This window comes from Lacicoccus qingdaonensis, assembly GCF_900101075.1.
In the GTDB taxonomy this organism is placed as follows: domain Bacteria; phylum Bacillota; class Bacilli; order Staphylococcales; family Salinicoccaceae; genus Lacicoccus; species Lacicoccus qingdaonensis.
Genome location: NZ_FNFY01000013.1, coordinates 40845 through 62426, shown reverse-complemented (window position 1 = coordinate 62426; position 21582 = coordinate 40845). Strand labels below are relative to the sequence as shown.

The window sequence follows — 21582 nt, the reverse complement described above, 5'->3', positions numbered from 1 at the left end:
ATCATCGGGATACGTTCAACATATCTAACAAAGATAGAAATAATCATGGCGGCATAGTTCAACTCTTCAGGTGCACCAAGTCGGGACTTTTTCGTTACTGCATGATAAATTTTATCCAAATTTATCGTAGAAATAATGGCATCATATTTTTGGGGAGGTGCCATGTCATATAATTCCTGGATGCCAAATAAGCTTGGTTGTCGTATAATGGTCATAAGAAGCACTCCTTCAGTCTTTTTATGGTTTGTTCGTCAACTACCATTATACAAGATTTGGGGAGGTGCTTCTTTTTTTAACTCTCAAAACTGTTGGGAGACATGGGGTTAGAATTATGAAATTCATTCATTGAACAGAATTTTAAAATACCCGGGATTAAAAGTGATGACTTTTAACCCCGGGCATTTATATGATTAAGCTATCTCAGGTAAAAATGATTAAACTCTTCTGCTTCTGCTGTTTGCCTGTACGAGCTGTCCCTGTTCTTCATCCATATACATCTGGATGCCTTCTGCAGCACGGTAGGCGAGTGCACCGATCGTCGGTGTCGGGTGGTGCCCGCCATGCTGCGGAAATGCTGATCCGCCGACGACGAACAGGTTGTCGACATCCCACATCTGGAGATAGCTGTTGACGACGGAAGTTTCCGGATCGTCTCCCATGACGACGCCGCCTGTATAGTGTCCGCCTGTATAGCTGTGGTTGAATTCTTCGGGTACTGAACCGGGTTCGACGATATCGGCACCCATTTCTTCCATGATTTCAGTACATCTTTCAATGCCGAACTGTGCGATGTTCCTTTCGTTGTCACCAAATTTATATGTTACACGGAGTAGAGGATCGCCGTATTCATCGCTGTAATTCGGGTCCAGGTCCACATAGTTGTGGGAGTAGGACATCGCATTCGCCGTGTACCAGATTGTCAGTGTGCGGTACGCGTAATGTAACGACTTGTCTTTATACTCTTTACCCCAGCCCGGCGTCCCTTCAGGGACGTTATTACTGCTGGAGATCGCAGCGAAACCGTATTGTCTGAGTTCGATGGCGCCGCCGCCGATGAAGTCCAGATCACTATGGTCGAAGTTGTCCGCTGCGTAGTCGCTCAATGTTGCACCGAGAGCGCCCGCCCCCATATAAAGGTTGAATTTCTCATTTTCAAAAAATCCGGTCGCACCATGGAAAGCGTGGTTGTACTGTCCGTTGAAGTTGCGGCCGAGCGTGCCTTCTTCAGTTTCCGGATCGTACTGTTCGCCGATGTCCGAAAGCATCAGAAGACGATTGTTTGAGAATGCGAATGCAGCGAGGACAACAACGTCCGCCGGCTGTTCAAATTCTTCACCGCTGTTTTCATCCACATACAATACGCCTGTCGCACGGTTTTCATCTTCATCATATAACACACGGCGTGCGTTTGAACGATGTCTGAGCTCAAAGTTGTCATGGCGGTTGGCTGTCTTGATTACAGTTGCGATCGGGTCTGATTTTGCATCAAAGTCACAGCCGTGCCTTGTACAGTACGAGCAGTACATACATGCATTCAACTGTTCCCCGTCCGGGTTCTCATAGTTTTCAGTCATGTTGCCTGCAGCAAGCTGATACGGATGCAGTCCTAAGTTGGATGCCGCATCTTTAAATAATTTTAACGAAGGTGTTTCCTTCATCGGCGGGTTCGGCCACGGTTTGTTACGTTCAGGCGCAAGCGGATCCTGTTCGCCGCCGATACCGCATGTATCTTCCCACATTTCGTAATAGGGCTCCATCTCTTCGTATGTAATGCCCCAGTCCTGCAGGTTCATCTCATCCGGAATTTTTTCCTCACCGTAGCGCTCAATCGTCTGGCTGCGCATTTCAAATTCATATGGCCAGTAACGGTATGTGGCGCCTGCCCAGTGGACACTGGCTCCGCCTGTATCGATACCGATCTGCATCGTCTGCGGTGATCTGATCGGCAGTGCTGTCTCATCGATTTCATTCCGGGATGTAACTGTGTCGCCTTTCAAGTTCTGCATAATGTCATAACGGTTGTCGAATCTCAGCTCATCTTTGACACCGATATAGTCACTGCGGACTTTTTCTTCCCCTTTTTCCAGGGCGACGACATTTTTACCCGCTTTTGCGAGCTCTGCACTGACGATACCGCCGGCCCAGCCGGTCCCGACAACAACAACGTCAACTTTGTCCAGTTCTTCAGCCATTTACATTCCCCCTCCTTGATAAGTACGTAGTCCTTCAGGCTCTATGACCTGGAAGTCTTCTGATTCAATGTCATTACCCCAGCCCATGCGCGGTCCCGGAAACTCTATCATCTTCCAGCCGGCATAGTCGCGGTTTCCGCCGTAAACAGGGTCGGCGTATACGCCTTGAATCGTCATACTTCTTAACAGTGCGAAGAAATCTTCTGAGCGTACGCCTGTAATATCTACATCACCGGATTCGAAACTTTCCAGAATGTTGATCTGCTGGTCCTCATCCAGGTTTGCGAAATCATCATCATGTTCTTCCCGGCTCAGCTCCAACATGCGGCGCACACCGAAAAGCAATGTTTCTGCACGGGTCATCTTTGACTGGATGCCGTGGGTTTCTGCACCTTCATAGTCAAACGGCCCCATCATGTATTCCCTTGAATTTCGGCCCCAGAAGTGATTACACTGTCTGTCGATGAAATAAGGTACGCCAAGCTCGATGGCGCCGGGCCCGTTATCATCTTCAGGGTATATTTTTTCAGTCGCAGCAGAAAGCGTTTCAAAATCTTCACCTCTGCTGAAGTAAGTACGCGCATCATCAAGGGCTTCGCCATCTGATGATGATCCTTCCGTATCGGTCTCGGGTTCTTCGGTCTGTGTGCCTTCTTCTGATTGATACAGACTGCCGACGACCCCTCCGAACATTGCCCCGCCGACAATACCGCCTGCAGCAACACCGGAAGTCTTAAGAAAATCACGTCTTGAAAACACCTTTTCTTTGCCTTCGTTATCGTGTTCAGCCATTATAATCCCCTCCAGAAATCATTTGGTGAAATTAAAAAAAATCTCGTTAATTGAAGTTTATAGTGAATTCATAAAATTGTCAAAGTTGACCCTTGATATAAATGACATGCTGTTTTTATTCAGTCAGTTCATAACTTTCAGCAATGAGGTCTTGAATTTCTCCTGGCTTTCCAACTTCGTCCAGATTGATTGTCACCCAATTATTCTTATCCATATGGTATGCCTTGTAAATGCCGGCCTTCTCACGTAAAGGTCCGACAAATTCTTTTCTCACTTTTACGTTCAAAACGTCGATTTTCTCATCGCTGTCCAGCCCCAATTTACCCGCGGTGATATCCATGACCAGACCGAACCACTTTTCATTGTCCTTATGCCTTAACACCGCATAAGTCGTGTTTCCCTTCCATGGATAGTCCGGCCTGACGCCATATCTTTCACTCACAAAATCAAAAATATCTTCACGTTGTATCAATGTAATCACCTGCTTTTCACTATATGGTAGACTGTTCCCTGAACACAGGAATATATGCTGAAATTGAGATTAATATTGTAAAGATTTTTATAAATTAACATTGTATCTATAGGGTATAGTGAAATAACTGGGAGTTTTGCAGTGGAGGTGTATGTTATGGACAAGGAAGTATTGATTGTGGGTGCAGGGCCGAGCGGGCTTGCACTCGCCATATCATTGAGCAGACAGAACATCCCGTTCACCATCATCGACAAAGAAAGCGGGCCGGGCACGACGTCACGGGCGATGGCAGTCCAGGCGAGGACGCTGGAACTTTATGAGCAGCTGGGGATTGCCGATAAGATTGTAGTCAACGGCATTATGGTCAACAAAATCAATTTCTTTAAAAATAAAAAACATCTGGCCCGTATACCGGTCGGTCAGCTGGGACGGGAAATGAGTGCATTTCCATATGTTCTGATACTGCCCCAGGATGCGCATGAGAATATTCTGGTGAATGAACTTGAATCGTCCGGGCACGAAGTAAGTTGGAACCATGAACTGAAAAGTTTCCAGGATGACGGTGATTCGGTGAAGGCTGTCATAGAATCGGAAAACGGTATTGAAACGAAGACATTCTCATATATATGCGGCTGTGACTGTGCATCGAGCACCGTCAGAAAGGCGCTGGATATCGATTTTTCAGGCGGCACATACAAACAGACTTTCTTTGTCGCGGACGTCGAAAGTGACACAGTGCTGGAAGGGCCGACCATCGGCTTCCGTGATGAATATTTCTGCATCGGTTTCCCGATCAGAACGATGGATCAGGTGAGGCTGATCGGCCTGGTTCCGGAAGAATTCAAGGAAGGCGGGGAAGGACCGGAAGATTTTGCCGATATGATTCCATATGCAGAGGACATTCTGCCGGTCAAGTTAAAGAAAGTGAACTGGTATTCTTCCTACCGCTCCCACCACCGGGTCGCTGAAAAATTCAGAACCGGCCGTGTGTTCATAGTCGGAGATGCCGGTCATATACACAGTCCCGCCGGCGGCCAGGGGATGAACACTGGCATCGGCGATGCCTTTAATCTGGCCTGGAAGCTGAGTGCGGTTTTGAAAGGAAAGACCGCGGCCTCCGTCCTCGACACATATGAAAGCGAAAGAATTGCATTTGCCCACACATTGGTCAATACGACGGACCGGCTGTTCAAGTTTATGGTGGATAAGCAGCGACTGAGAAATTTTGTGGTGCCGGTCTTTATTCCCCGACTTCTGAAATTCAAATATATGAGGGAGCGGCTGTTCGAAACGGTTTCCCAGATTCAGGTCAGCTATCATGACAGTAATCTGAGCGGAGGAGAATCCGGTGATATTAAAGGCGGTGACAGGCTGCCGTGGATCCGGCGCGGTGAAGTGAACAACTTCCGGCCGCTCAAGTCTCTCGACTGGCAGATTCATGCTTACGGCGAAGTGAACAGTGATGTTGAAGCACTGGTAAACGATACGGGGCTCGAGCTTTTCCACCTGCCGTGGGATAAATCCCTGAAAGATAAAGGGATGAATGAGAATTCTGTCTATCTCGTCCGTCCCGACGGGCATATATCTGCTGCGGCGGACATTGAGAATTTGAGCAGTATCAGAAGTATGGTTGATGAATATCAAATTCAAAGTCTGTCCGGATAACAGAACGGATGGAAAAGAAAAATTTTGGGAACTGTCCGGAAATAGATCTGTAAACCGGATGGAAATCCGATTTGGAGGGAACTGTCCGGAATCCACAGAAAAAACCGGATGGAATCAGCATGGTCATCTATTCCATCCGGTTTCATCCGTTTTAATGAGCTTTATTTACCTGCTTTTTCTTCCTCGCTTTAGGGTAGACGAGAATCATTTTGAAAAATATTATCATAAACATAACCAGCAGTAACAGGCTGGAGAGTGTGCCGTTCATCTCAAAGATATCCAAAATGGTGAAGATGATTACAGGATAAGTCAGTGCAAAGACGGTCATCCGCCATAATAACGGATACACCAGCTTCCTTTCGGTCAGCCATCTGAATAAAATTCCGATTGATGCAAGAAGTGATATACCGAGAATGCCGAAAAGTATCACGAGAGACGGATACAGGATCAGAATAATCAGATATTCCTGGCTGAATCCACCGCTGTTTATGGAGTCTGTAACCAGCTGGATGCCGTTTGGCAGCAGAGCGATCAACAGAAGTAAGACGATATAGCCGAAAAAGTGTTTTGTTTTCACACGGTTCAATTGAAAAACTACCTGTCTTGTCGGCAATGACAGGCAGAGTTTTAAGACATGCAGAATGCCCATATGTATGTTCCTCCGTACTTTAATTCCTTAAAACTTACTCCAACCATTCTACACCTTCAAAAGAAAAACCCAAAGAAATTTATTCTTTGGGATATCAAAAGCTGTGGCATATCGTACCGGCTAGAACATATCCGTACTGTGCTTCGGCTGAAGACGGGCTTTCGGGTCGATAAATGACTTGGCATTGCTTACAGCTGTCGTCGCTTCTCCGAAGCCGGTCACAATCAGCTTCACTTTTCCTTCAAATGAGGTGATGTCCCCTGCCGCATATATGCCGGGGATGTTTGTTTCCATGCGGGGATTGACGAGAATTGAATTTCTGGTGATATCGAGTCCCCAATTTTTAATGGGTCCGAGAGATGAGATGAAGCCATAGTTGACGATGACGCTGTCGACATCAACGACAATCTGTTCGGTACCTTTCACTTCCTGCAAAACGGCCTGTCTGATTTTGTCACCGTCCCCGCGGAGTTCCGCCACTTCAAATGAGGAGTGGATATTGACCGCGGAAGCACGCAATTCGGATACACTGTGCTCATGTGCGCGGAATTTGTCCCTGCGGTGAGTCAGTGTGACGTTCGCATCATCTGCAAGTGTCAGCGCCCAGTCAACCGCTGAGTCTCCCCCGCCGCATATCAGTACGTTCTTATCTTTGAAATTTTTTATATCATCGACAAAATAATGAAGGTTTTTGCCTTCATATTGTTCTGCTTCTTCAATTTTCAGTTTCCTCGGTTCGAAAGCACCGATGCCGCCGGTGATGATGATCGTTTTTGAGTAGTGTATTTCTTCGTCAGTCTCAATCACAAAAGTGTCGTCCGACTGCTTATTGATATTCTGGACAGTCTGACCGAGGACAACGGTCTGTTCAAAAATCTCCATTTGGGCAATCAGGTTGTCGACAAGTTCCTGGGCACGGACTTTAGGATAGCCTGCGACATCGTATATATACTTTTCAGGATAAAGGGCGGAAAGCTGGCCGCCGAGCTGGGGCAGGCTTTCAATCACTTTCACTTTCATCCCGCGCATACCTCCGTAAAAAGCTGCAAACAATCCTGCCGGACCGCCGCCTATAATCGTTATATCATAAAGTTCCGATGAATGATCATTCATGTTTAAACGCCTCCAATGATAGTTGATGCACATTTTTTTAAGGTGCCTGTGTCATGGGCTCCGACTTTCAAAAACACCGACTTTTGAAAGATTTTATAAATAAACACCTTATTCCCATACTAGATTATACCAGATGGTCATTGCATCCTTTACGTTTGAAACTTCTCTAATTATTTTTATCGCCTGCAGCCGCTGGTATTAAAATAGCTTAAAAAATTGACATTCATAAGACAAGGAGCTGATCCAATTTTAAATTGAAAAGAACCGGGCACTCAAAAGAGCACCCGGTTCAATCATTTTATATATGAGTTTGAATCATCCAAACTTTACCATGAAATATAATTTTATTCAATTACACATTAGAGTGTCAGCAGTATTTTCGGGAAATTTGAAATCAAACCGGTCCGAAGTATATGGCATGACAGATCTTGTTATAAGATATGAAACTCAGTATATAATTGTTAAATTGAAATTTAATTGTGTTTTTACGTTTATTTTAATGTAGACGTGGAAACTTTTGAATATACTACAATGAAAGGAGATTTCATTTTATGAAAAATCTATTTAAAGTAGTAATGGTATTGGCACTTGCATTAGGCCTGGGAGCCATAGCGGGCAATCAGAATGTTGAAGCCGCATCCTGTAACGGGGTGAACAAAGTTGTTGATGACCGGGACGGGGCAACGATGGTTAAACACGTTTATTTAAATTCATGTGAAACATCGGATAAGGCAGCGGAAATTCAAAATACTGCTGATATGAACGGAGAACTTGCGGATGTCGCAGGACTGCTTCCGGGTGTATTCAAAGTGATGGAGCTGCCGCCTGCAATCGCATCGGCAATGGAAGAGACAAGAGCACAGTCAGTCGCGGATGCAGATAATGGCAATGGTGTAATTTTGACTTATGAAAAAGATTTGAACCATAAAGATGTCAGCATGCACTGGATTCATAAAAGCACAGCACCGCAATAGTATGTAAAAAAGGCACCTTTTTCAGGGTGCCTTTTTCATACATAAAAAAGTATTCTTCAAAAGAGTGAAAAACCTTAAAAATATTTTCTATTCTTAATCAATAGGATTATAATGATAATAACTTAATTTATGAGGTGTCTATATGGAGCTAGTGTATAAAGGCAAGACGAAAGATGTATATCAGGATGAGAAGGGTGAGTTTGTACTTTATTTCAAAGACGATATGACGGGCAAGGACGGCGTATTTGATCCGGGTGAAAACCAGGTCGGCCTGACGGTTGAAGGTTCCGGCAGGGCGGGGCTCCGGATGAGCAGCCATCTTTTTGAAAAGATCAATGCAGCAGGTATTCCAACACATTATGTGGATGCGGATGTGGACGCACGGACGATGAAGGTAAAGAAAATTACAGTGTTCGGTGAAGGTCTGGAAGTCATCTGCCGATTCAAGGCGGTCGGCAGCTTCATCCGCCGTTACGGTAATTACATTGAAGAGGGTGCCGACCTGCCGGCATATGTGGAAATGACATTGAAGGATGATGAACGTGGAGATCCTTTGATCAACGAAGCGGCACTGGAAGCCCTGAATATTTTAAAGCCGGATGAATATCAGGAAGTTGCAGATCTGACTGTACGTGTCAGCGAACTGATCAAAGATGAGCTTGCAGATAAGGGGCTGGATTTATATGACATCAAATTGGAGTTCGGCCGGGACGCTGAAACCGGTAAAGTTCTGCTGATCGATGAACTGTCAGGCGGCAATATGCGGGTATTCAAAGACGGCGAATCTGTCGATCCGTTAAAAATCGGCGACTATTTACTTAATGGCTGATCAATCATTGAAAGCAGTCTGTGAAACGGAGGGGAATCATGAAGCACATTATAACAATGATCATCACGATGACGGCTTTTATTTTCTTCAGTGTGAATGCAGAAGCGAATGAAATCAACAGTCTGGAAATGGATATAGAGATCAACGAGGATGGCTCAGTTTCGGTGACGGAAACGCGTGAAGCGGATATGGATGAAGGCACCGAAAATTATATCGTCTTCAACGAGGAAGATATGGAAGGCATAGAAGTCACCGACTTTTCCGTCGAAGGATTTGCTGAGGAAGAAAATTGGGATATGGATGCGAGCCAGGAAGAGAAGGCCGGTAAATACGGTGAGATCGATACCGATGACGGGATCGAACTTGTCTGGGGGATCGGTGAGTACGGTGAACATACGTATGTCGTCAACTATACTCTCGAAAATGTTGTACGCAATCTTGAAGGCGGACAGTCTCTATATTATAACTTTGATACATTCACAGATCTGGACACTGAAAATTTCAGGATGAATGTGACATCGGATGTTTCTCTGAACGATGAAGATATTCAATTTTGGGGCTTCGGTTTTGAAGGCGATATCGTCGCTGTCGACGACGGCATCCAGTGGACAGCAGGCGAGACTTTGACGGGCGGCAATGATGCTGTACTGCTCATGCATTTCCCTGAAGGTACATATAATACGGACGTTTCAGGTGAAGGATCGATAGAGGAGCAGGAGGAAGAGGCGATGGACGGCTCCATCTATGATGACGGCGGTATGAGTACCGGCCTTATTGTCACACTCGTCGGTATTTTTGGGGCGATTGTGGCGGCGGTGGTCATTTTCACCACCCAGCTTGCATCCAGATACAAAGAGGGCGGACATATCGCTTCAGCCGGGAGTATCAAGCGGAGGAATAAAGGGCTCGAAACCAGTGAACCGCCGGTAATTGGCGATTATGCAGGCATCGCATATATGCTGATGCATTTGAATATGGCTTATTTCGAAGAAATATTCCAGGCGTATTTGATGAAGTGGACTGACGAAGAGAGAATTACAATTGAAATTGGTCATCAGGATAAGACATTGGATAAGGGGTCACCTGAAATATTGATCCATGATTATCAGTCACTGATCGATGGCTACTCCCATTCATTTGAAGAGGTCAGTGAGCATCTGAAGGACAATGATCTGGAAAGCGGCTATGACGCATTATTATGGCGCATGCTGCTGGAAGCGGCGGATGACGAAGGTGTCATTGATGAAAAAGGATTAAAGAAATGGTCGAAAAAGCATGCAGAAGAAGTCGGTGCGGTGGCGGATGAACTCAAGAACTATTCGGACCGCTGGCTGGAGGCGAACGGCTATGCCAATTATAAGAAAGATAAAGTCTGGGGCATTCCTGTGCCGATTGTGGCACCGAGTGAAAAAGGCAACCAGCTGATTGATCATTTATGTCAGTATAAAAACTATCTTAAAGAAGATTACAGCAGAATTTACGAAAGTGAAGAGAATTACAGGGTGCATATCATTTGGAGTGTGCTGGTCGGAGAAGGCGAGGATGTCAGAAAGCATCTGTCAAAATTGACGCCGGACGAAACCGGCGATTCGATGTATCCGGCAATGATGCATTATTATTACGGCCCGCATCTCGCTACACAAACCTGGTCGAAAGGACTTGGACAGGGCGGATTCAGTTCTGCCAGCTCAGCAGCCGCAGCAGGCGGCGGAGGTTCAACAGGTGCCGGCGGCGGCGCCGGTGCTGCAGGCGGTGGAGGCGGTGGTGCAAGATAGTGCCGGAAAGTCGTAAAAATCCCCTGGAACTTAAGTTCCAGGGGATTTTCTATCTTATCTGATGGAGCCAAGGGGGTTCGAACCCCTGACCTTTGCACTGCCAGCGCAACGCTCTCCCAGCTGAGCTATGGCCCCATATTTATCACATAGGATATATTGTAAGCCATATTTGAATATTACTCAATAGCTAAATTTTAAACGATCTTACTGTCACGTGTGGACCAGAATACCATCGGTATCAATAACAGCGATAAGAGACCGCCCGTAATGGACAGTATTTCAAAGCTGGAGCCGGCGACGATCGTGCTGTTCTTTATGGGCGGGCCGCTGTATGCTGCGGATTCACCGTATTTGAACCTCATTACCGGCATCACATTCGGTGTGGCGCTCGCGATAGTGATCTGGGGCGGTTCTGAACTTTTTACGGGGAATTTGATGACTCTGACGTTCAGCGCACTGTCTAAAGTGACGAGGTGGAAAGACACACTGATATTATGGTTCTGGTGTTATATTGGCAACCTGATCGGAGTGATACTATTTTCCTTTCTGATCTATTTCAGCGGCATACTCTCCGAAATCGAGATGGACCGCTTTACAGTGTCGACAGCGTCGGATAAGATGAGCGACGGATTCGTGGATCTTCTGTTCCAGGGCATCATGTGTAACTGGCTTGTATGTCTTGCCATCTGGACGTCAGCCAGGGCCAAAGGTGACGCCGCAAAACTTGCACTGGTGTTCGTATTGATCTTCGCATTCGTCGCGACAGGATTCGAACACAGCATTGCCAACATGTCCATACTCGGCATTGCACTGCTGCACAGCAGTGTTGAAACAGTGACAGTCGGCGGTTTCATCTACAACCTTATTCCGGTGACGATCGGCAACATCATTGGCGGCGGTGTGTTTGTAGCAGGGGTTTATTATTATCTGGGTAAGAACAAGAAGTGAATCTGCCAAGCGGAATGAAAAGCAGTTGGAGAAATCCAACTGCTTTTTCGTGTTCATCATGATTCACTTTGATTTTTTAACATTAAAGAAATCGCCGCCTTTTTTCTTTACATCATCCGTACCCCAGTCATATTCCGCATCCTTATCCGTAAAGTGGGGAATGTGCTTCGAGCAGTGTATATAAGCCTCGTCCACCTCAATCAGCACCCATCGCTCTGCACGTCCTGAATGCTGTTCCTTCAAATCTTCAATCATACTTTCATCCAAAATTTTATCCAGTTCATCATTTTCAATGATTTCGGCTGAACCGTTAACATGAAGTCCGATGTGATGATGTATAAAATCCATAAAGAGCAGGCCGATGTGCGGATTTTCAGTGATATTCCCGAGAGAAGCCATCACACCGTTTCCCCGGTACTCGGGGTACATGATGCGTTTGTCATCCAAAATATGTACAAACCCCTTCTCACCCGCTTTAAATGTAGAATCGCAGTTGCCCCCGGCATCACTTGTAGACATGAACATAAAGGACTGCTCACTGATGAAATGGATCATATCTTCATTTAAAAAATCAATCATCTGATTATTGTAAAATGCATTGGCTCTTCTGGATGTATTGAAACGATTCTGCAGAACCTTTTCTCCCTGTGACATTCAATCACTCCTTATGTGAACCATTTTATCATTTCGTAAAAAAAGAAATTCCAGAAATAATTAAAACTCTATGAATTTATTTTCAAAATAGTTTTAATTATCTAAAATTTATATTGTATAAATATTTCAGACAAGTTATAATCATAGTTATTCAATAAAAAGGGGCTGGAATTATGATACTGAAGTTTTTAAGAAATGCACTGCTCATTGCAGTTGCTACAGTATTTACCGTTGCCTGCAGTGATGATACTGATGTAGAATCCGAGGCGTCCGGTGATGATGCAAGTGCTGAGTCCGGGAGTCAGGAAATTGCTTTTGCGACATCATCTGATGCAGTGGGGCTGTCACCTATAGATACAAATGATTCTGTCTCTGCCTATATGCTAGAACAGCTTTATGACACGCTCTTTGTACATAACCCCGAGACGATGGAAATTGAACCTCATCTCGTGGAATCTTACGAAGCTCTGGATGATACGACATGGGAGTTCAAATTAATAGAAGGCATCGAGTTCCATGACGGGACGTCTTTGAATGCCGAAGCTGTCAAGTATACTTTCGAACAGCTGTTGGATGAAGAACGTGCGGCACCGAGGGCATCGTTGCTTGAGCCTGTAGAATCCATAGAAGCTGAAGAAGAGTATACCGTAGTGATCAATACAAAGGAACCATACGGGCCATTGCTCGCAGCACTGTCACATGTCAATGCTTCGATCGTTTCACCTGAAGCGGATGAATCCGGTGATATCATGACAGAACCGGTCGGGTCCGGACCTTTCAAGTTTGAGTCATGGGCGAGCAGTGACAACATTGTCCTCACGAAGAATGAAGATTACTTTAAAGGTGCACCTGAACTCGATAAGGTCACCATGCATGTCATTCCGGAATACGCATCTGCAGTGGGAATGCTTGAAACCGGCCAGGTCGATTTTCTGCCAAATGTTCCTTCTGAGCATATTCCAAGGATAGATGAGATGGAAGATACTGAACTTGATCTGACGCCTGGTACGGGTCTCAATTACTTAACTTTTAATATGGAGAAAGAACCATTCAATAATCTGGAATTCAGAAAAGCTGTATCCCATGCAATCGACCGTGATGAATATGTAGAACAGCTGAACGGTGCCGGGATTCAGAACAACAGCATCATCGGACCGGAAGTTTTCGGATATGATGAGTCTGCACAGGAATTCGGATATGACTATGATCTGGAAGAATCTCAAAAACTGATAGAAGAAAACGGCTTTGATGAAACACCGATTACATTACTTGTAGCCAATGAAGGACATTTCGTACTGATGAGTGAAATTGTCCAGGCACAGCTGATGGAAGCAGGATTCGATGTCAGTATCGAAATGATGGAATGGGGCGCATTCCTTGAAGAAGCCGCAGGCGGAAATTATGAAATGGCATTTCTCAGCTGGGCAAACAGTACTGCAGACGGCAGTGAATTGTTCTATCCGAATCTTCACTCTGATAATATAGATGCGACCAACCGTTCAAGGTATAACAATGAAGAATTCGACAACCTTGTCGAACAGTCGAGAACAACCATCGACCAGGATGAAAGAATGGATCTGCTTCATGAGATTAACGAATTTGCCACTAATGACGCAGTGTGGGTTCCGATGCATCATTCAAACGTGAGTGTCGGTTATCATGAATCTGTAAATAATTTGGTAATATCACCAAATACGAGTTTCTCACTGCACGAGGTCAGTATTGAAGAATAGAAATTGAGATATTAAAACGCTCCGGACCATAAATTAATCATGGTCCGGAGCGTTTTATCCGTTTAGTACTCCAATTCTTTAAGAGGATACTCAAAGATTGGATGATCAAAATGGTTATTGGAAAAATTTCTCATCTTATCTATGTAGTTCTTTAACTCCGTATCTAATTTATATTTGGATCTGGCTAAATTCTCACGGTCAAAAGTGTTATCGTCAAATTTATTTACATACATGCTGTGGGCACGGGTAAACCTGTTCAGCTGCTGATTTAACGGCTGGAATCTTTTCAGTAAATCCTGGACACAATCATTTGAGTTGTTTGAATAGACTCTGATTAAACTCATCAGTTCCTGTATCTGATTATCAATCTCTTCAAAATTATTTTTAACATCGTAAAAAGCTTCTGAAGATTCCTGCTTATTTGCCAAAGCTTTATATTTATTGAGCTCGATATTTCTTGTCTGGGCGATTTTATAAAGATGAATATCAATCAGACTTACAATGTTATTCTTCAACTCCTGATGTGTATCTTTATCCTGCTTGTTATTCTGGATCCAGACACCAACCAATGCGAGTGCACCGCCGACCAGACCTGAAAGTACATTTGCGAGTATTTCCATGGAATGCCTCCCTGAATTTTTATATCTTCCTATATCATACACATAACTGTGTGAATAATAACAGATTTTATATGTTGACATTTCAGAGGGCGAATAAAAAGCTTCTCGGTCCTTGATTGTACCTGTCCGTGAAGCTTTCATTCATCTATTGGAAAATATCATCATCGCCTTTTTGTAAGTCACGGATGGAAGTGTCGAAATCCATCTGCAGGTGGGGATAGTCTTTAAACTCTTCCCAGTCGCCGCCCCACGTGAAGCCGAGGTCTTTTGCGATTTCTGCAACTTCTTTCCAGTCGGATTTGCCGTTGTCATTACCGTCATATTCAATATCCCAGATGACATCATTTCCGTCTTCGATAGCGAAGTCGACAGCGAGACCGTAGTTATGATGGGACTCTCCGCCTTTTGCGTTTGTAACGATTGGACCGGGCACTGTTCTGCCTTGTGCATACAGCGCGTCCTGCTCTTCTTCGGTTCTGAAACCGCTCGAAATCCGGATGTCTATATCTTTTTCCTTCGTCTTTTCCACGAGTTTTTCAGACTTTTCTTCGACTTCCGGATGCAGACCGCCGAGCTCTGGTTTCTTCTCCTCTTCATCTTTTTCTTTGTCTTCTTTATCTTCATTTTCAGGAGATGGAGGTTCGGGGAGGGAAAGGTCGATTTCGGGTGTTTTGGAAATTATTTTGGAGACTGTTAAAAATGTATGTTCTTCAGCAGACTGATCTGCAAAGACTGTATTAAGCGCACTGAACAGTGTTAGGGTGCCGATGAGCCCCAGAACTGTTGTCAATAATATATTGATTAAAAATTTCATTTTCTTCCACCTTTAAAAATTCACTTGTACGAGTATATAATGCACTAAACAGTACCACAACCCTGCGAAGAGAAATGAAATGTGTTTGTTAGAATTGAAACTTTTTGTCATTTTGCTGTCATATGGCTGTATTATTCATAAAATCGAAACTGAAAACACCCATGTCATTGAATATCAAAGGTCCGGATCGCATAACGGTTAAAGGTTTATGGGGCAGGGAATACTTAAAAGTGTATACAACTTTTTTAAAATATCATTCTTGAAAGGAAGAGAACCGTTCATGAGTTTTTACAGACATGCCAATGAAAAGATAGGAACAATAGAAAACATATATAACGGCGATATGCTTCCGGATCTTGCAATTAATACATTCCGTAATATAGAACGTCTGTTTCCGACACGTTCAATTCCAGCTTCCCCGACCCCAAAACCACTTGAAAAATCACCTTTCTCACTGAAGCCGTTCAAGTCGCAGATCAAGGATAAAGCGACAGAGACGGAGGATCAGAATTATGATTTGTATGATTATCTGACGTTGAACTCGGTCACGGGGATTGTGGTTCTAAAAGAGGGCGGGATGGTGTATGAAAATTATTTGAGGGGCAATGGTCCGGATACACGTTGGATGTCGATGTCTGTAGCGAAATCTATCACTTCTACTTTGGTGGGAGTTGCTGTCAAAGAGGGTCACATTGAAAGTATTGATGACCCGACTGCGAAGTATGTACCTGTCCTGAAAGGGAGTGCTTATGAAAATACGACTGTCCGTCATATTCTTGGTATGAATTCCGGTGTTAAATGGGATGAAACATATACTAACCCCGATTCGGACCGCCGGGACTTCTTGAGGGCGCAGGTTTCCAAAGAACCGGGCGCTTTGCTTAAAGTAATGTCCGAACTTCCGAGTGCTGGTGAGCCCGGAAATATCCATAATTATTCAACGGGGGAAACGACGGTGGCGAGTGAAATCGTCATTGGTGCGACGGGTAAAAATTTATCTGATTATCTCTCGGAGAAAATCTGGGAACCGTATGGCATGGAAAGTGAAGCGGCATGGTGGCTGGATTCTCAGGACGGCAATGAAATCGGAGGGAGTGGTTTTTCTGCAGTGCTGAGGGATTATGCACGCTTCGGACAGTTCATCCTTGATGGCGGCGAAATTGATGGTAAGCGGCTGCTTCCGGACGGCTGGGTGGAGGCGGCAACTCAGGCAACTACTCTGGATAATGGTGAAACTGTCAACTACGGGCTGATGTGGTGGCCCGCATGGACGGAGAAATCGAAGAAACATAAAGCGTTCCAGGCCTTTGGCATCCACGGCCAGGTGCTTCATATCGATCCTTCAGAAGAAGTGGTCGTCGCGATATCTTCAGCCCGTCCGAAACCCAAAGGCACTCAGCCGATAGATGATATGCTGTTCATTGAAGATCTGATTGAGAATATTAAGTAAAGTATTTTTAAAAAATACCTTTGACAGTACTTATCAAGGGTCACAAGTTACTTAAAGGTTCAATAATGTTATAATAGAGTACCATCATCAAAGGAGAAAAACATGAAGCGTTCTTTAGAAGCAGCTTTAACCTACCATGCAAAAAATAAATGGATTCCCTTTTTAACTGCTGGCGAAAAAAAGGCGATTGTTAAATATACTGATGTAGATATATATTTTTCAGTGAATAAAGCACTGAGAGATGCTACAAATACACATATGAATCCTATGGTTTGTGAAATCATTAAAGATATTGAATCTGGTTTAAAGAAATTTAGATATGGTGAAAACTTAACAGTTTATAGAAGTGTGAGTGAGGAAGAATATATTTTTATAGAGAACAACAATGTAATTTACTCATTTTCAGATTTCAAGAGTACTACAATTTCTAAAATTAAAGCATTTCAGCTTTCACAAAGTAAAACAAAACATATAATACTTGCACAACTCCCTGCCTATGTTAATGGTGCATATATCGCACCTTTATCAAAATTTAAAGATGAAAAAGAATTTCTGTTAAACAGAGAATGCAATTATAAAATAATAAGTAAGCAACATGATATAGAAAAGGATATTAAGTATATATTTTTAAAGGTGGTGTAATCTATGATTAAGTTAAGAAATCAAAAAGAACCACTCAAAAAACGTAAGAACGAAAGAACTCGAAATTCAATCAATGAAAGATGGATGAAAGATGCAGAATGGTTTAGAGAAGATGCAAAAAATCATCCAGACAAGTATCAACCTAAAAATGATGAAAAACGCGTTTCTTCAGAAGAGTTAGAAGAGTATCTTAATGATTTCATTAAAGAAGGAAATCAACGGTATTCCACTAAAGAAGATAGGAGCTTTATTAGACCTAGAATAAAAAGATCTAATCAATATAGGGCGAGAGTAGTCAAGATACGAAAAGCGAAAAATAATAAAACATCAAAGAAAATTAAGAAGTATTAGAAAAGGATGATTTCATAATAAAGAAGCACTGGCAACGTATAAATTTAATTTGTCAGTGCTTCTTTATTCTAAAACTCAGAAATTTTATAATATCAGTTATACATATCTCTTAACATGTTTTGCAAATGCATCCACAGCGGACTGCAGAAATGCTAAATCCACATTATCTTCATCATTAAAAGCTCCATGCTGTTTTGCGATATCTCACTCTTTAACGAAGTCAGATTCATCATATTCACGTTTCCCACTTTTATTCAATTGGATATACGAGAAAAATGAAAGCCCTTTCTTATATTTATTGTAATTTTCAGAATATCAAAGTATTATATAAGTGTATCTAAAAATACAGGAGGCGGTTTAAATGTCTAAAAAGATTTTCGAAGTTGATTTGAACAAGAAAATGCATGAGCAGAAGCACCCTGGACACAATCGTTGGCATCCTGATATTCCAGCAGCCTTTTCGGTAGATCCGGGAGAAACGTTCAAAATGGAATGTTTGGATTGGACAGACGGACAGATTTCGAATGATGACGACCCTTCTGATATTGCGAATGTAAATTTGAAACGTGTTCATGTTCTGAGTGGACCTGTACATGTTAATGGGGTGGAACCTGGTGATTTACTCGTTGTAGACATACTTGACATTGGAACATTCAGTGCACATGAATGGGGATTCAACGGCATTTTTGCGAAAGAAAACGGAGGCAGTTTCCTGGTCGATCACTATCCCGATGCGGCCAAATCTATTTGGGACTTTGAGGGAATTTATGCAACCAGCAGGCATGTGCCGAATGTGAAGTTCGCCGGTATCATTCACCCAGGATTAATCGGTGTTGCACCCTCACAGGAATTGCTGAATGAATGGAACAGACGCGAGCAGGCATTAGTGGATACCGACTCAGGTCGGGTGCCGCCACTTGCAGAACTGCCGGATGCGGACTCGGTTGTCGCAGGAACTTTAAAAGGGGAAGATTTTAATCGTGTAGCTGACGAAGGTGCACGGACAGTACCTCCGAGAGAAAACGGAGGTAACTGTGATATCAAGAACTTATCCAAAGGTTCAAGAGTCTACTTCCCGGTATTCGTGGATGGTGCAAAGCTCTCGGTCGGCGATCTGCATTTTTCACAAGGTGATGGAGAAATTACATTCTGTGGCGGGATTGAAATCCCCGGATGGATAGAGTTGAAAGTTGATGTAATCAAAGGTGGTATGAAAAAGCATAAGATCGAACGGAATCCTGCATTCCAACCTGGGCCTGTAATGCCGCATTACAATGAATACCTGGTATTTGAAGGTATTTCTGTCAATGAATTTTCCGGTGGTCAGGAGTACCTGGATGCAAACACTGCATATAGAAATGCCTGCCTGAATGCAATAGAATTTTTGAAGACCTGCGGCTTTACAGGAGAACAGGCATATATGCTGCTTGGTTCTGCACCGGTACAGGGGCATATCGCAGGCATAGTGGATATACCTAACGCGTGTTGTACTTTGTCATTACCTAAAGAAATCTTTAATGAAAATATTATTCCCAAGTTGGAGTGATTTAATGCCACAGTATACATTTAAATGTGAACAATGCGGGGAGTATGATGTGTGGAAGTCCATGAACGATAATCTTGCGAGTGATGAGTGTCCGGGATGCAGCGGAGAATCGAGTCGTGTATTCACACTCTTCAATGTCAGTCGGATGGATTCCAAAATAGTCAAAAGAATTGACGAAGGTATGAAACCCAAAGTAGTAAAGAGGGATCAGCTGCCACAAAGCAATATTCGTAAAAAGGAAACTAATCCGAGACCATGGATGATTTAATGATGATAACTTTCCTGTATGTTGAAATTTTCAATGTACGGGATATTTTATTTATATTTTATCACTCAGGGTATAAGAAGTATTAAAGGAGTGATAAAATGCTTCAGACAGAACTTGGGGATATAACAAAAGTTGAAAATGTCGACGCGATCGTCAATGCGGCGAATAAAAGCCTCCTGGGCGGCGGCGGTGTGGATGGTGCAATCCACAGAGCTGCAGGGCCGGAACTGCTTGAAGAAACCCGGGAGCTCGGCGGCTGTGAAACGGGTGACGCGAAAATATCCGGCGGCTACAATCTGCCGGTCGGGCATGTCATTCATACGGTCGGTCCGGTGTGGAACGGCGGAAGCAATAACGAAGAAGATCTGCTTGCGAGCTGTTACCGGAGATCTTTGGAAGTGGCGAAGGATAATGACATACGTAATATCGCCTTTCCATCGATTTCCACAGGTGTCTATCATTTCCCGGTTGATAAAGCTGCAGCGATCGCGGTCAACACAGTGAAAGTGATGATGGAAGAAAATCCGGATGCTTTTGATCGGGTTACATGGGTTTTATTTGATGAAGAGACGAAGAAGGCTTATGATACAGCGTTGAATAGTGACTAGGGGGAGAAGAATGGAAGAGAAAAAGTGTCCAAAATGCGGGAGCAGGGATATAGAACAGGGGATATTGAGCGGTTATGCGGCAATGCGGCCGGATCACAAGCGCTTGTCTTTCGGCAGTGTGATTATCGCCGATGTATGTACAGACTGTGGTGAGATATTAAGCATGAAAGTCGAAAAACCTGAACAGTTCAAGAAATGATAAAAACCCTCTGGAGTGAGGGTTTTATCATGCATGTTTAGAAATTAAATCTTTTTCAAGCTCAATCAGATTGTCCTTCAGTTCTTCGAGCAATTTAATATTTTGCTTGATATGTTCCTGGTTTTTCCAGTTTGTATAAATATCATCAAGTCCGATATCCAGTGTTTTCTGTAGGCTTGTCAATGCTTCAAATCCATCCAGGGCATATCTGATGTCATCTGAAGTCTCATTCAGCTTTCTGAGCTCTCCGTGCAGCTGTTCAATTTCTTTCTCTGCCTTTTCAATCTTGTTGGTTTTAAAGTAACTGGTCAGAAATCCGCCTCCGAACATATCGAAGGTGCCCCAGCTCTTTGCTGACTTTAAGTGTGCAAGTGCCGTTTCCACTTTTAACAAGGCACGGTCACAGATGTGTTCTGCTTCAATCAGTTCATTATTATCCATAAACATCCACCTTGATCAGAGTTGGTATAATTATAACATTAAGATGAAATGATTCAGAGAGATTTAATAATAAGGAGGGAATAGATATCAACATTAAACAGCCGAAAATAATACCTGAACCTGAACGTGTTACATACAAATCTGTACAGGAAGATGAAGACCAGATTTTTGACGGTGTTGAAATTATCGATGCCCGTTTCAGAGCCGAAGATCTAAGAAGGCTCATATCATACGGCTCGGTCATCAGAGACAGCAATTTATCGGATAATGAGTTTGACGGGGCGGATTTGACGGACACCCTTTTCATCAACTGTGATTTTTCGAATACGGATTTCAGCAAAGCGTCGATGCACCGTGTTGAATTCATCAACTGTAAAATGACGGGTGTCAATTTTGATGAATCCGTCATGAAGCATATAAAATTCCACGAATCGCTGTTGAATTTTTCAGGGTTTCACGAGTCAAAGCTTGAAAATGTGTCATTTGAAGATACGCGCTTTGTCACTGCCGATTTCTTCAATGTTAAATTTAAAAATATTGAATTTGAAAAATGTGACTTGAGTGAGTCGAGGTTTATCGACACCTCTTTGGCCGGTGTGGATATCAGCACTTCACATTTTGAATCGCTGAGCATTAAAAGGGAGGATCTTGCGGGCTGCATCGTTTCCAGTCTGCAGGCGGTCCAGATGGCTGCGTTAATGGGTCTCGTAGTCAAAGATGAGTGAATATTCATAAAATATGCAAGGTAAAATACAATAATGAATTACGGTTACATTTTACCCTTAAGTCTTTTATATACCCTTGAGAAAGCGCGCCGGTTAGTCTATAGTATAAAACTGTAAATTAA

23 protein-coding genes, 1 tRNA gene and 1 pseudogene are annotated in these 21582 nt (G+C 43.5%); 14 read left to right on the top strand and 11 right to left on the bottom strand.

All coding sequences use genetic code 11. The features are described from left to right. The 4 genes and pseudogenes from BLR15_RS08395 to BLR15_RS08380 form a co-directional block, all read right to left on the bottom strand. Positions 1 to 215: pseudogene (locus BLR15_RS08395) on the bottom strand (IS5/IS1182 family transposase); the annotation flags it as partial. Between the two features lie 219 nt (positions 216 to 434). Beyond that, the gene (locus BLR15_RS08390; RefSeq protein WP_092986535.1) at positions 435 to 2192 is read right to left on the bottom strand and encodes a GMC family oxidoreductase; all 1758 of its coding nucleotides are present in this window, start codon (positions 2190 to 2192) and stop codon (positions 435 to 437) included. After that, positions 2193 to 2984, bottom strand: coding sequence for a gluconate 2-dehydrogenase subunit 3 family protein (locus BLR15_RS08385; RefSeq protein WP_092986533.1), 792 nt, complete (start codon positions 2982 to 2984; stop codon positions 2193 to 2195). It abuts the gene before it with no gap. A gap of 115 nt (positions 2985 to 3099) precedes the next feature. After that, entirely contained in the window at positions 3100 to 3456 is a 357-nt protein-coding gene (locus tag BLR15_RS08380) for an MmcQ/YjbR family DNA-binding protein (RefSeq protein ID WP_092986531.1), read from the bottom strand. Positions 3457 to 3612: 156 nt separating this feature from the next. Here BLR15_RS08380 and BLR15_RS08375 point away from each other — a divergent pair, with 156 nt between their 5' ends. Further along, complete coding sequence (locus BLR15_RS08375) at positions 3613 to 5121, top strand: FAD-dependent monooxygenase (RefSeq protein ID WP_092986529.1); 1509 nt, start codon at positions 3613 to 3615, stop codon at positions 5119 to 5121. 151 nt (positions 5122 to 5272) lie between these two features. Here BLR15_RS08375 and BLR15_RS08370 read toward each other — a convergent pair whose 3' ends face one another. Together BLR15_RS08370 and BLR15_RS08365 are read right to left on the bottom strand one after the other, a co-directional pair. Further along, positions 5273 to 5770: a DUF1189 family protein gene (locus BLR15_RS08370; protein WP_092986527.1), complete on the bottom strand. Its 498-nt coding sequence runs from the start codon at positions 5768 to 5770 to the stop codon at positions 5273 to 5275. A 120-nt stretch (positions 5771 to 5890) separates the two neighbouring features. Further along, complete coding sequence (locus BLR15_RS08365; RefSeq protein ID WP_092986524.1) at positions 5891 to 6883, bottom strand: NAD(P)/FAD-dependent oxidoreductase; 993 nt, start codon at positions 6881 to 6883, stop codon at positions 5891 to 5893. Between the two features lie 551 nt (positions 6884 to 7434). Between BLR15_RS08365 and BLR15_RS08360 the strand changes: the two genes are divergently transcribed. The 3 genes from BLR15_RS08360 (at position 7435) to BLR15_RS08350 (ending at position 10461) form a co-directional block, all read left to right on the top strand. Further along, the gene (locus tag BLR15_RS08360) at positions 7435 to 7857 is read left to right on the top strand and encodes a hypothetical protein (RefSeq protein WP_092986522.1); all 423 of its coding nucleotides are present in this window, start codon (positions 7435 to 7437) and stop codon (positions 7855 to 7857) included. A gap of 142 nt (positions 7858 to 7999) precedes the next feature. Beyond that, on the top strand, positions 8000 to 8686 hold the full coding sequence (locus BLR15_RS08355) for a phosphoribosylaminoimidazolesuccinocarboxamide synthase (RefSeq protein WP_092986520.1): 687 nt from the start codon (positions 8000 to 8002) through the stop codon (positions 8684 to 8686). A gap of 38 nt (positions 8687 to 8724) precedes the next feature. Next, positions 8725 to 10461, top strand: a complete 1737-nt coding sequence (locus tag BLR15_RS08350; RefSeq protein WP_092986518.1) for a DUF2207 domain-containing protein — start codon at positions 8725 to 8727, stop codon at positions 10459 to 10461. Between the two features lie 62 nt (positions 10462 to 10523). Here the strand turns inward: BLR15_RS08350 and BLR15_RS08345 are convergent. Further along, positions 10524 to 10596 (bottom strand) — tRNA-Ala (locus tag BLR15_RS08345). Positions 10597 to 10677: 81 nt separating this feature from the next. Here BLR15_RS08345 and BLR15_RS08340 point away from each other — a divergent pair. Further along, positions 10678 to 11409: a formate/nitrite transporter family protein gene (locus BLR15_RS08340; RefSeq protein ID WP_176754108.1), complete on the top strand. Its 732-nt coding sequence runs from the start codon at positions 10678 to 10680 to the stop codon at positions 11407 to 11409. 63 nt (positions 11410 to 11472) lie between these two features. Here BLR15_RS08340 and BLR15_RS08335 read toward each other — a convergent pair whose 3' ends face one another. Next, a complete protein-coding gene (locus BLR15_RS08335) occupies positions 11473 to 12063 on the bottom strand; it encodes a pyridoxamine 5'-phosphate oxidase family protein (RefSeq protein WP_092986514.1) in 591 nt (196 codons plus the stop codon). A gap of 173 nt (positions 12064 to 12236) precedes the next feature. On the opposite strand from BLR15_RS08335, the gene BLR15_RS08330 reads away from it, so the two are divergent. Further along, on the top strand, positions 12237 to 13796 hold the full coding sequence (locus tag BLR15_RS08330) for an ABC transporter substrate-binding protein (RefSeq protein ID WP_092986512.1): 1560 nt from the start codon (positions 12237 to 12239) through the stop codon (positions 13794 to 13796). 62 nt (positions 13797 to 13858) lie between these two features. On the opposite strand, the gene BLR15_RS08325 is transcribed toward BLR15_RS08330, so the two are convergent. Both BLR15_RS08325 and BLR15_RS08320 read right to left on the bottom strand, forming a co-directional pair. Then, positions 13859 to 14416: a hypothetical protein gene (locus tag BLR15_RS08325; RefSeq protein ID WP_092986510.1), complete on the bottom strand. Its 558-nt coding sequence runs from the start codon at positions 14414 to 14416 to the stop codon at positions 13859 to 13861. 145 nt (positions 14417 to 14561) lie between these two features. Next, a complete protein-coding gene (locus BLR15_RS08320) occupies positions 14562 to 15230 on the bottom strand; it encodes a M15 family metallopeptidase (RefSeq protein ID WP_092986508.1) in 669 nt (222 codons plus the stop codon). Positions 15231 to 15510: 280 nt separating this feature from the next. On the opposite strand from BLR15_RS08320, the gene BLR15_RS08315 reads away from it, so the two are divergent. The 7 genes from BLR15_RS08315 (at position 15511) to BLR15_RS08285 (ending at position 20294) form a co-directional block, all read left to right on the top strand. After that, a complete protein-coding gene (locus tag BLR15_RS08315) occupies positions 15511 to 16680 on the top strand; it encodes a serine hydrolase domain-containing protein (protein WP_092986506.1) in 1170 nt (389 codons plus the stop codon). Between the two features lie 102 nt (positions 16681 to 16782). Next, positions 16783 to 17322, top strand: a complete 540-nt coding sequence (locus BLR15_RS08310) for an ADP-ribosyltransferase (RefSeq protein WP_092986504.1) — start codon at positions 16783 to 16785, stop codon at positions 17320 to 17322. Positions 17323 to 17325: 3 nt separating this feature from the next. Beyond that, positions 17326 to 17673 carry a hypothetical protein gene (locus tag BLR15_RS08305; RefSeq protein WP_092986502.1) on the top strand — a complete coding sequence of 116 codons (348 nt, stop codon included), beginning with the start codon at positions 17326 to 17328 and terminating at the stop codon, positions 17671 to 17673. Between the two features lie 361 nt (positions 17674 to 18034). Further along, on the top strand, positions 18035 to 19219 hold the full coding sequence (gene fmdA, locus BLR15_RS08300) for a formamidase (RefSeq protein ID WP_092986500.1): 1185 nt from the start codon (positions 18035 to 18037) through the stop codon (positions 19217 to 19219). Between the two features lie 4 nt (positions 19220 to 19223). Then, positions 19224 to 19487, top strand: a complete 264-nt coding sequence (locus BLR15_RS08295; protein WP_176754107.1) for an FmdB family zinc ribbon protein — start codon at positions 19224 to 19226, stop codon at positions 19485 to 19487. Between the two features lie 98 nt (positions 19488 to 19585). Then, entirely contained in the window at positions 19586 to 20095 is a 510-nt protein-coding gene (locus BLR15_RS08290; RefSeq protein WP_092986496.1) for an O-acetyl-ADP-ribose deacetylase, read from the top strand. Positions 20096 to 20105: 10 nt separating this feature from the next. Continuing rightward, on the top strand, positions 20106 to 20294 hold the full coding sequence (locus BLR15_RS08285; protein WP_092986494.1) for a transcription initiation factor TFIIIB: 189 nt from the start codon (positions 20106 to 20108) through the stop codon (positions 20292 to 20294). 27 nt (positions 20295 to 20321) lie between these two features. Here BLR15_RS08285 and BLR15_RS08280 read toward each other — a convergent pair whose 3' ends face one another. Beyond that, positions 20322 to 20735 carry a hypothetical protein gene (locus tag BLR15_RS08280; protein WP_092986492.1) on the bottom strand — a complete coding sequence of 138 codons (414 nt, stop codon included), beginning with the start codon at positions 20733 to 20735 and terminating at the stop codon, positions 20322 to 20324. Between the two features lie 80 nt (positions 20736 to 20815). On the opposite strand from BLR15_RS08280, the gene BLR15_RS14050 reads away from it, so the two are divergent. Next, complete coding sequence (locus tag BLR15_RS14050) at positions 20816 to 21460, top strand: pentapeptide repeat-containing protein (protein WP_092986490.1); 645 nt, start codon at positions 20816 to 20818, stop codon at positions 21458 to 21460. Positions 21461 to 21582 lie beyond the last annotated feature (122 nt).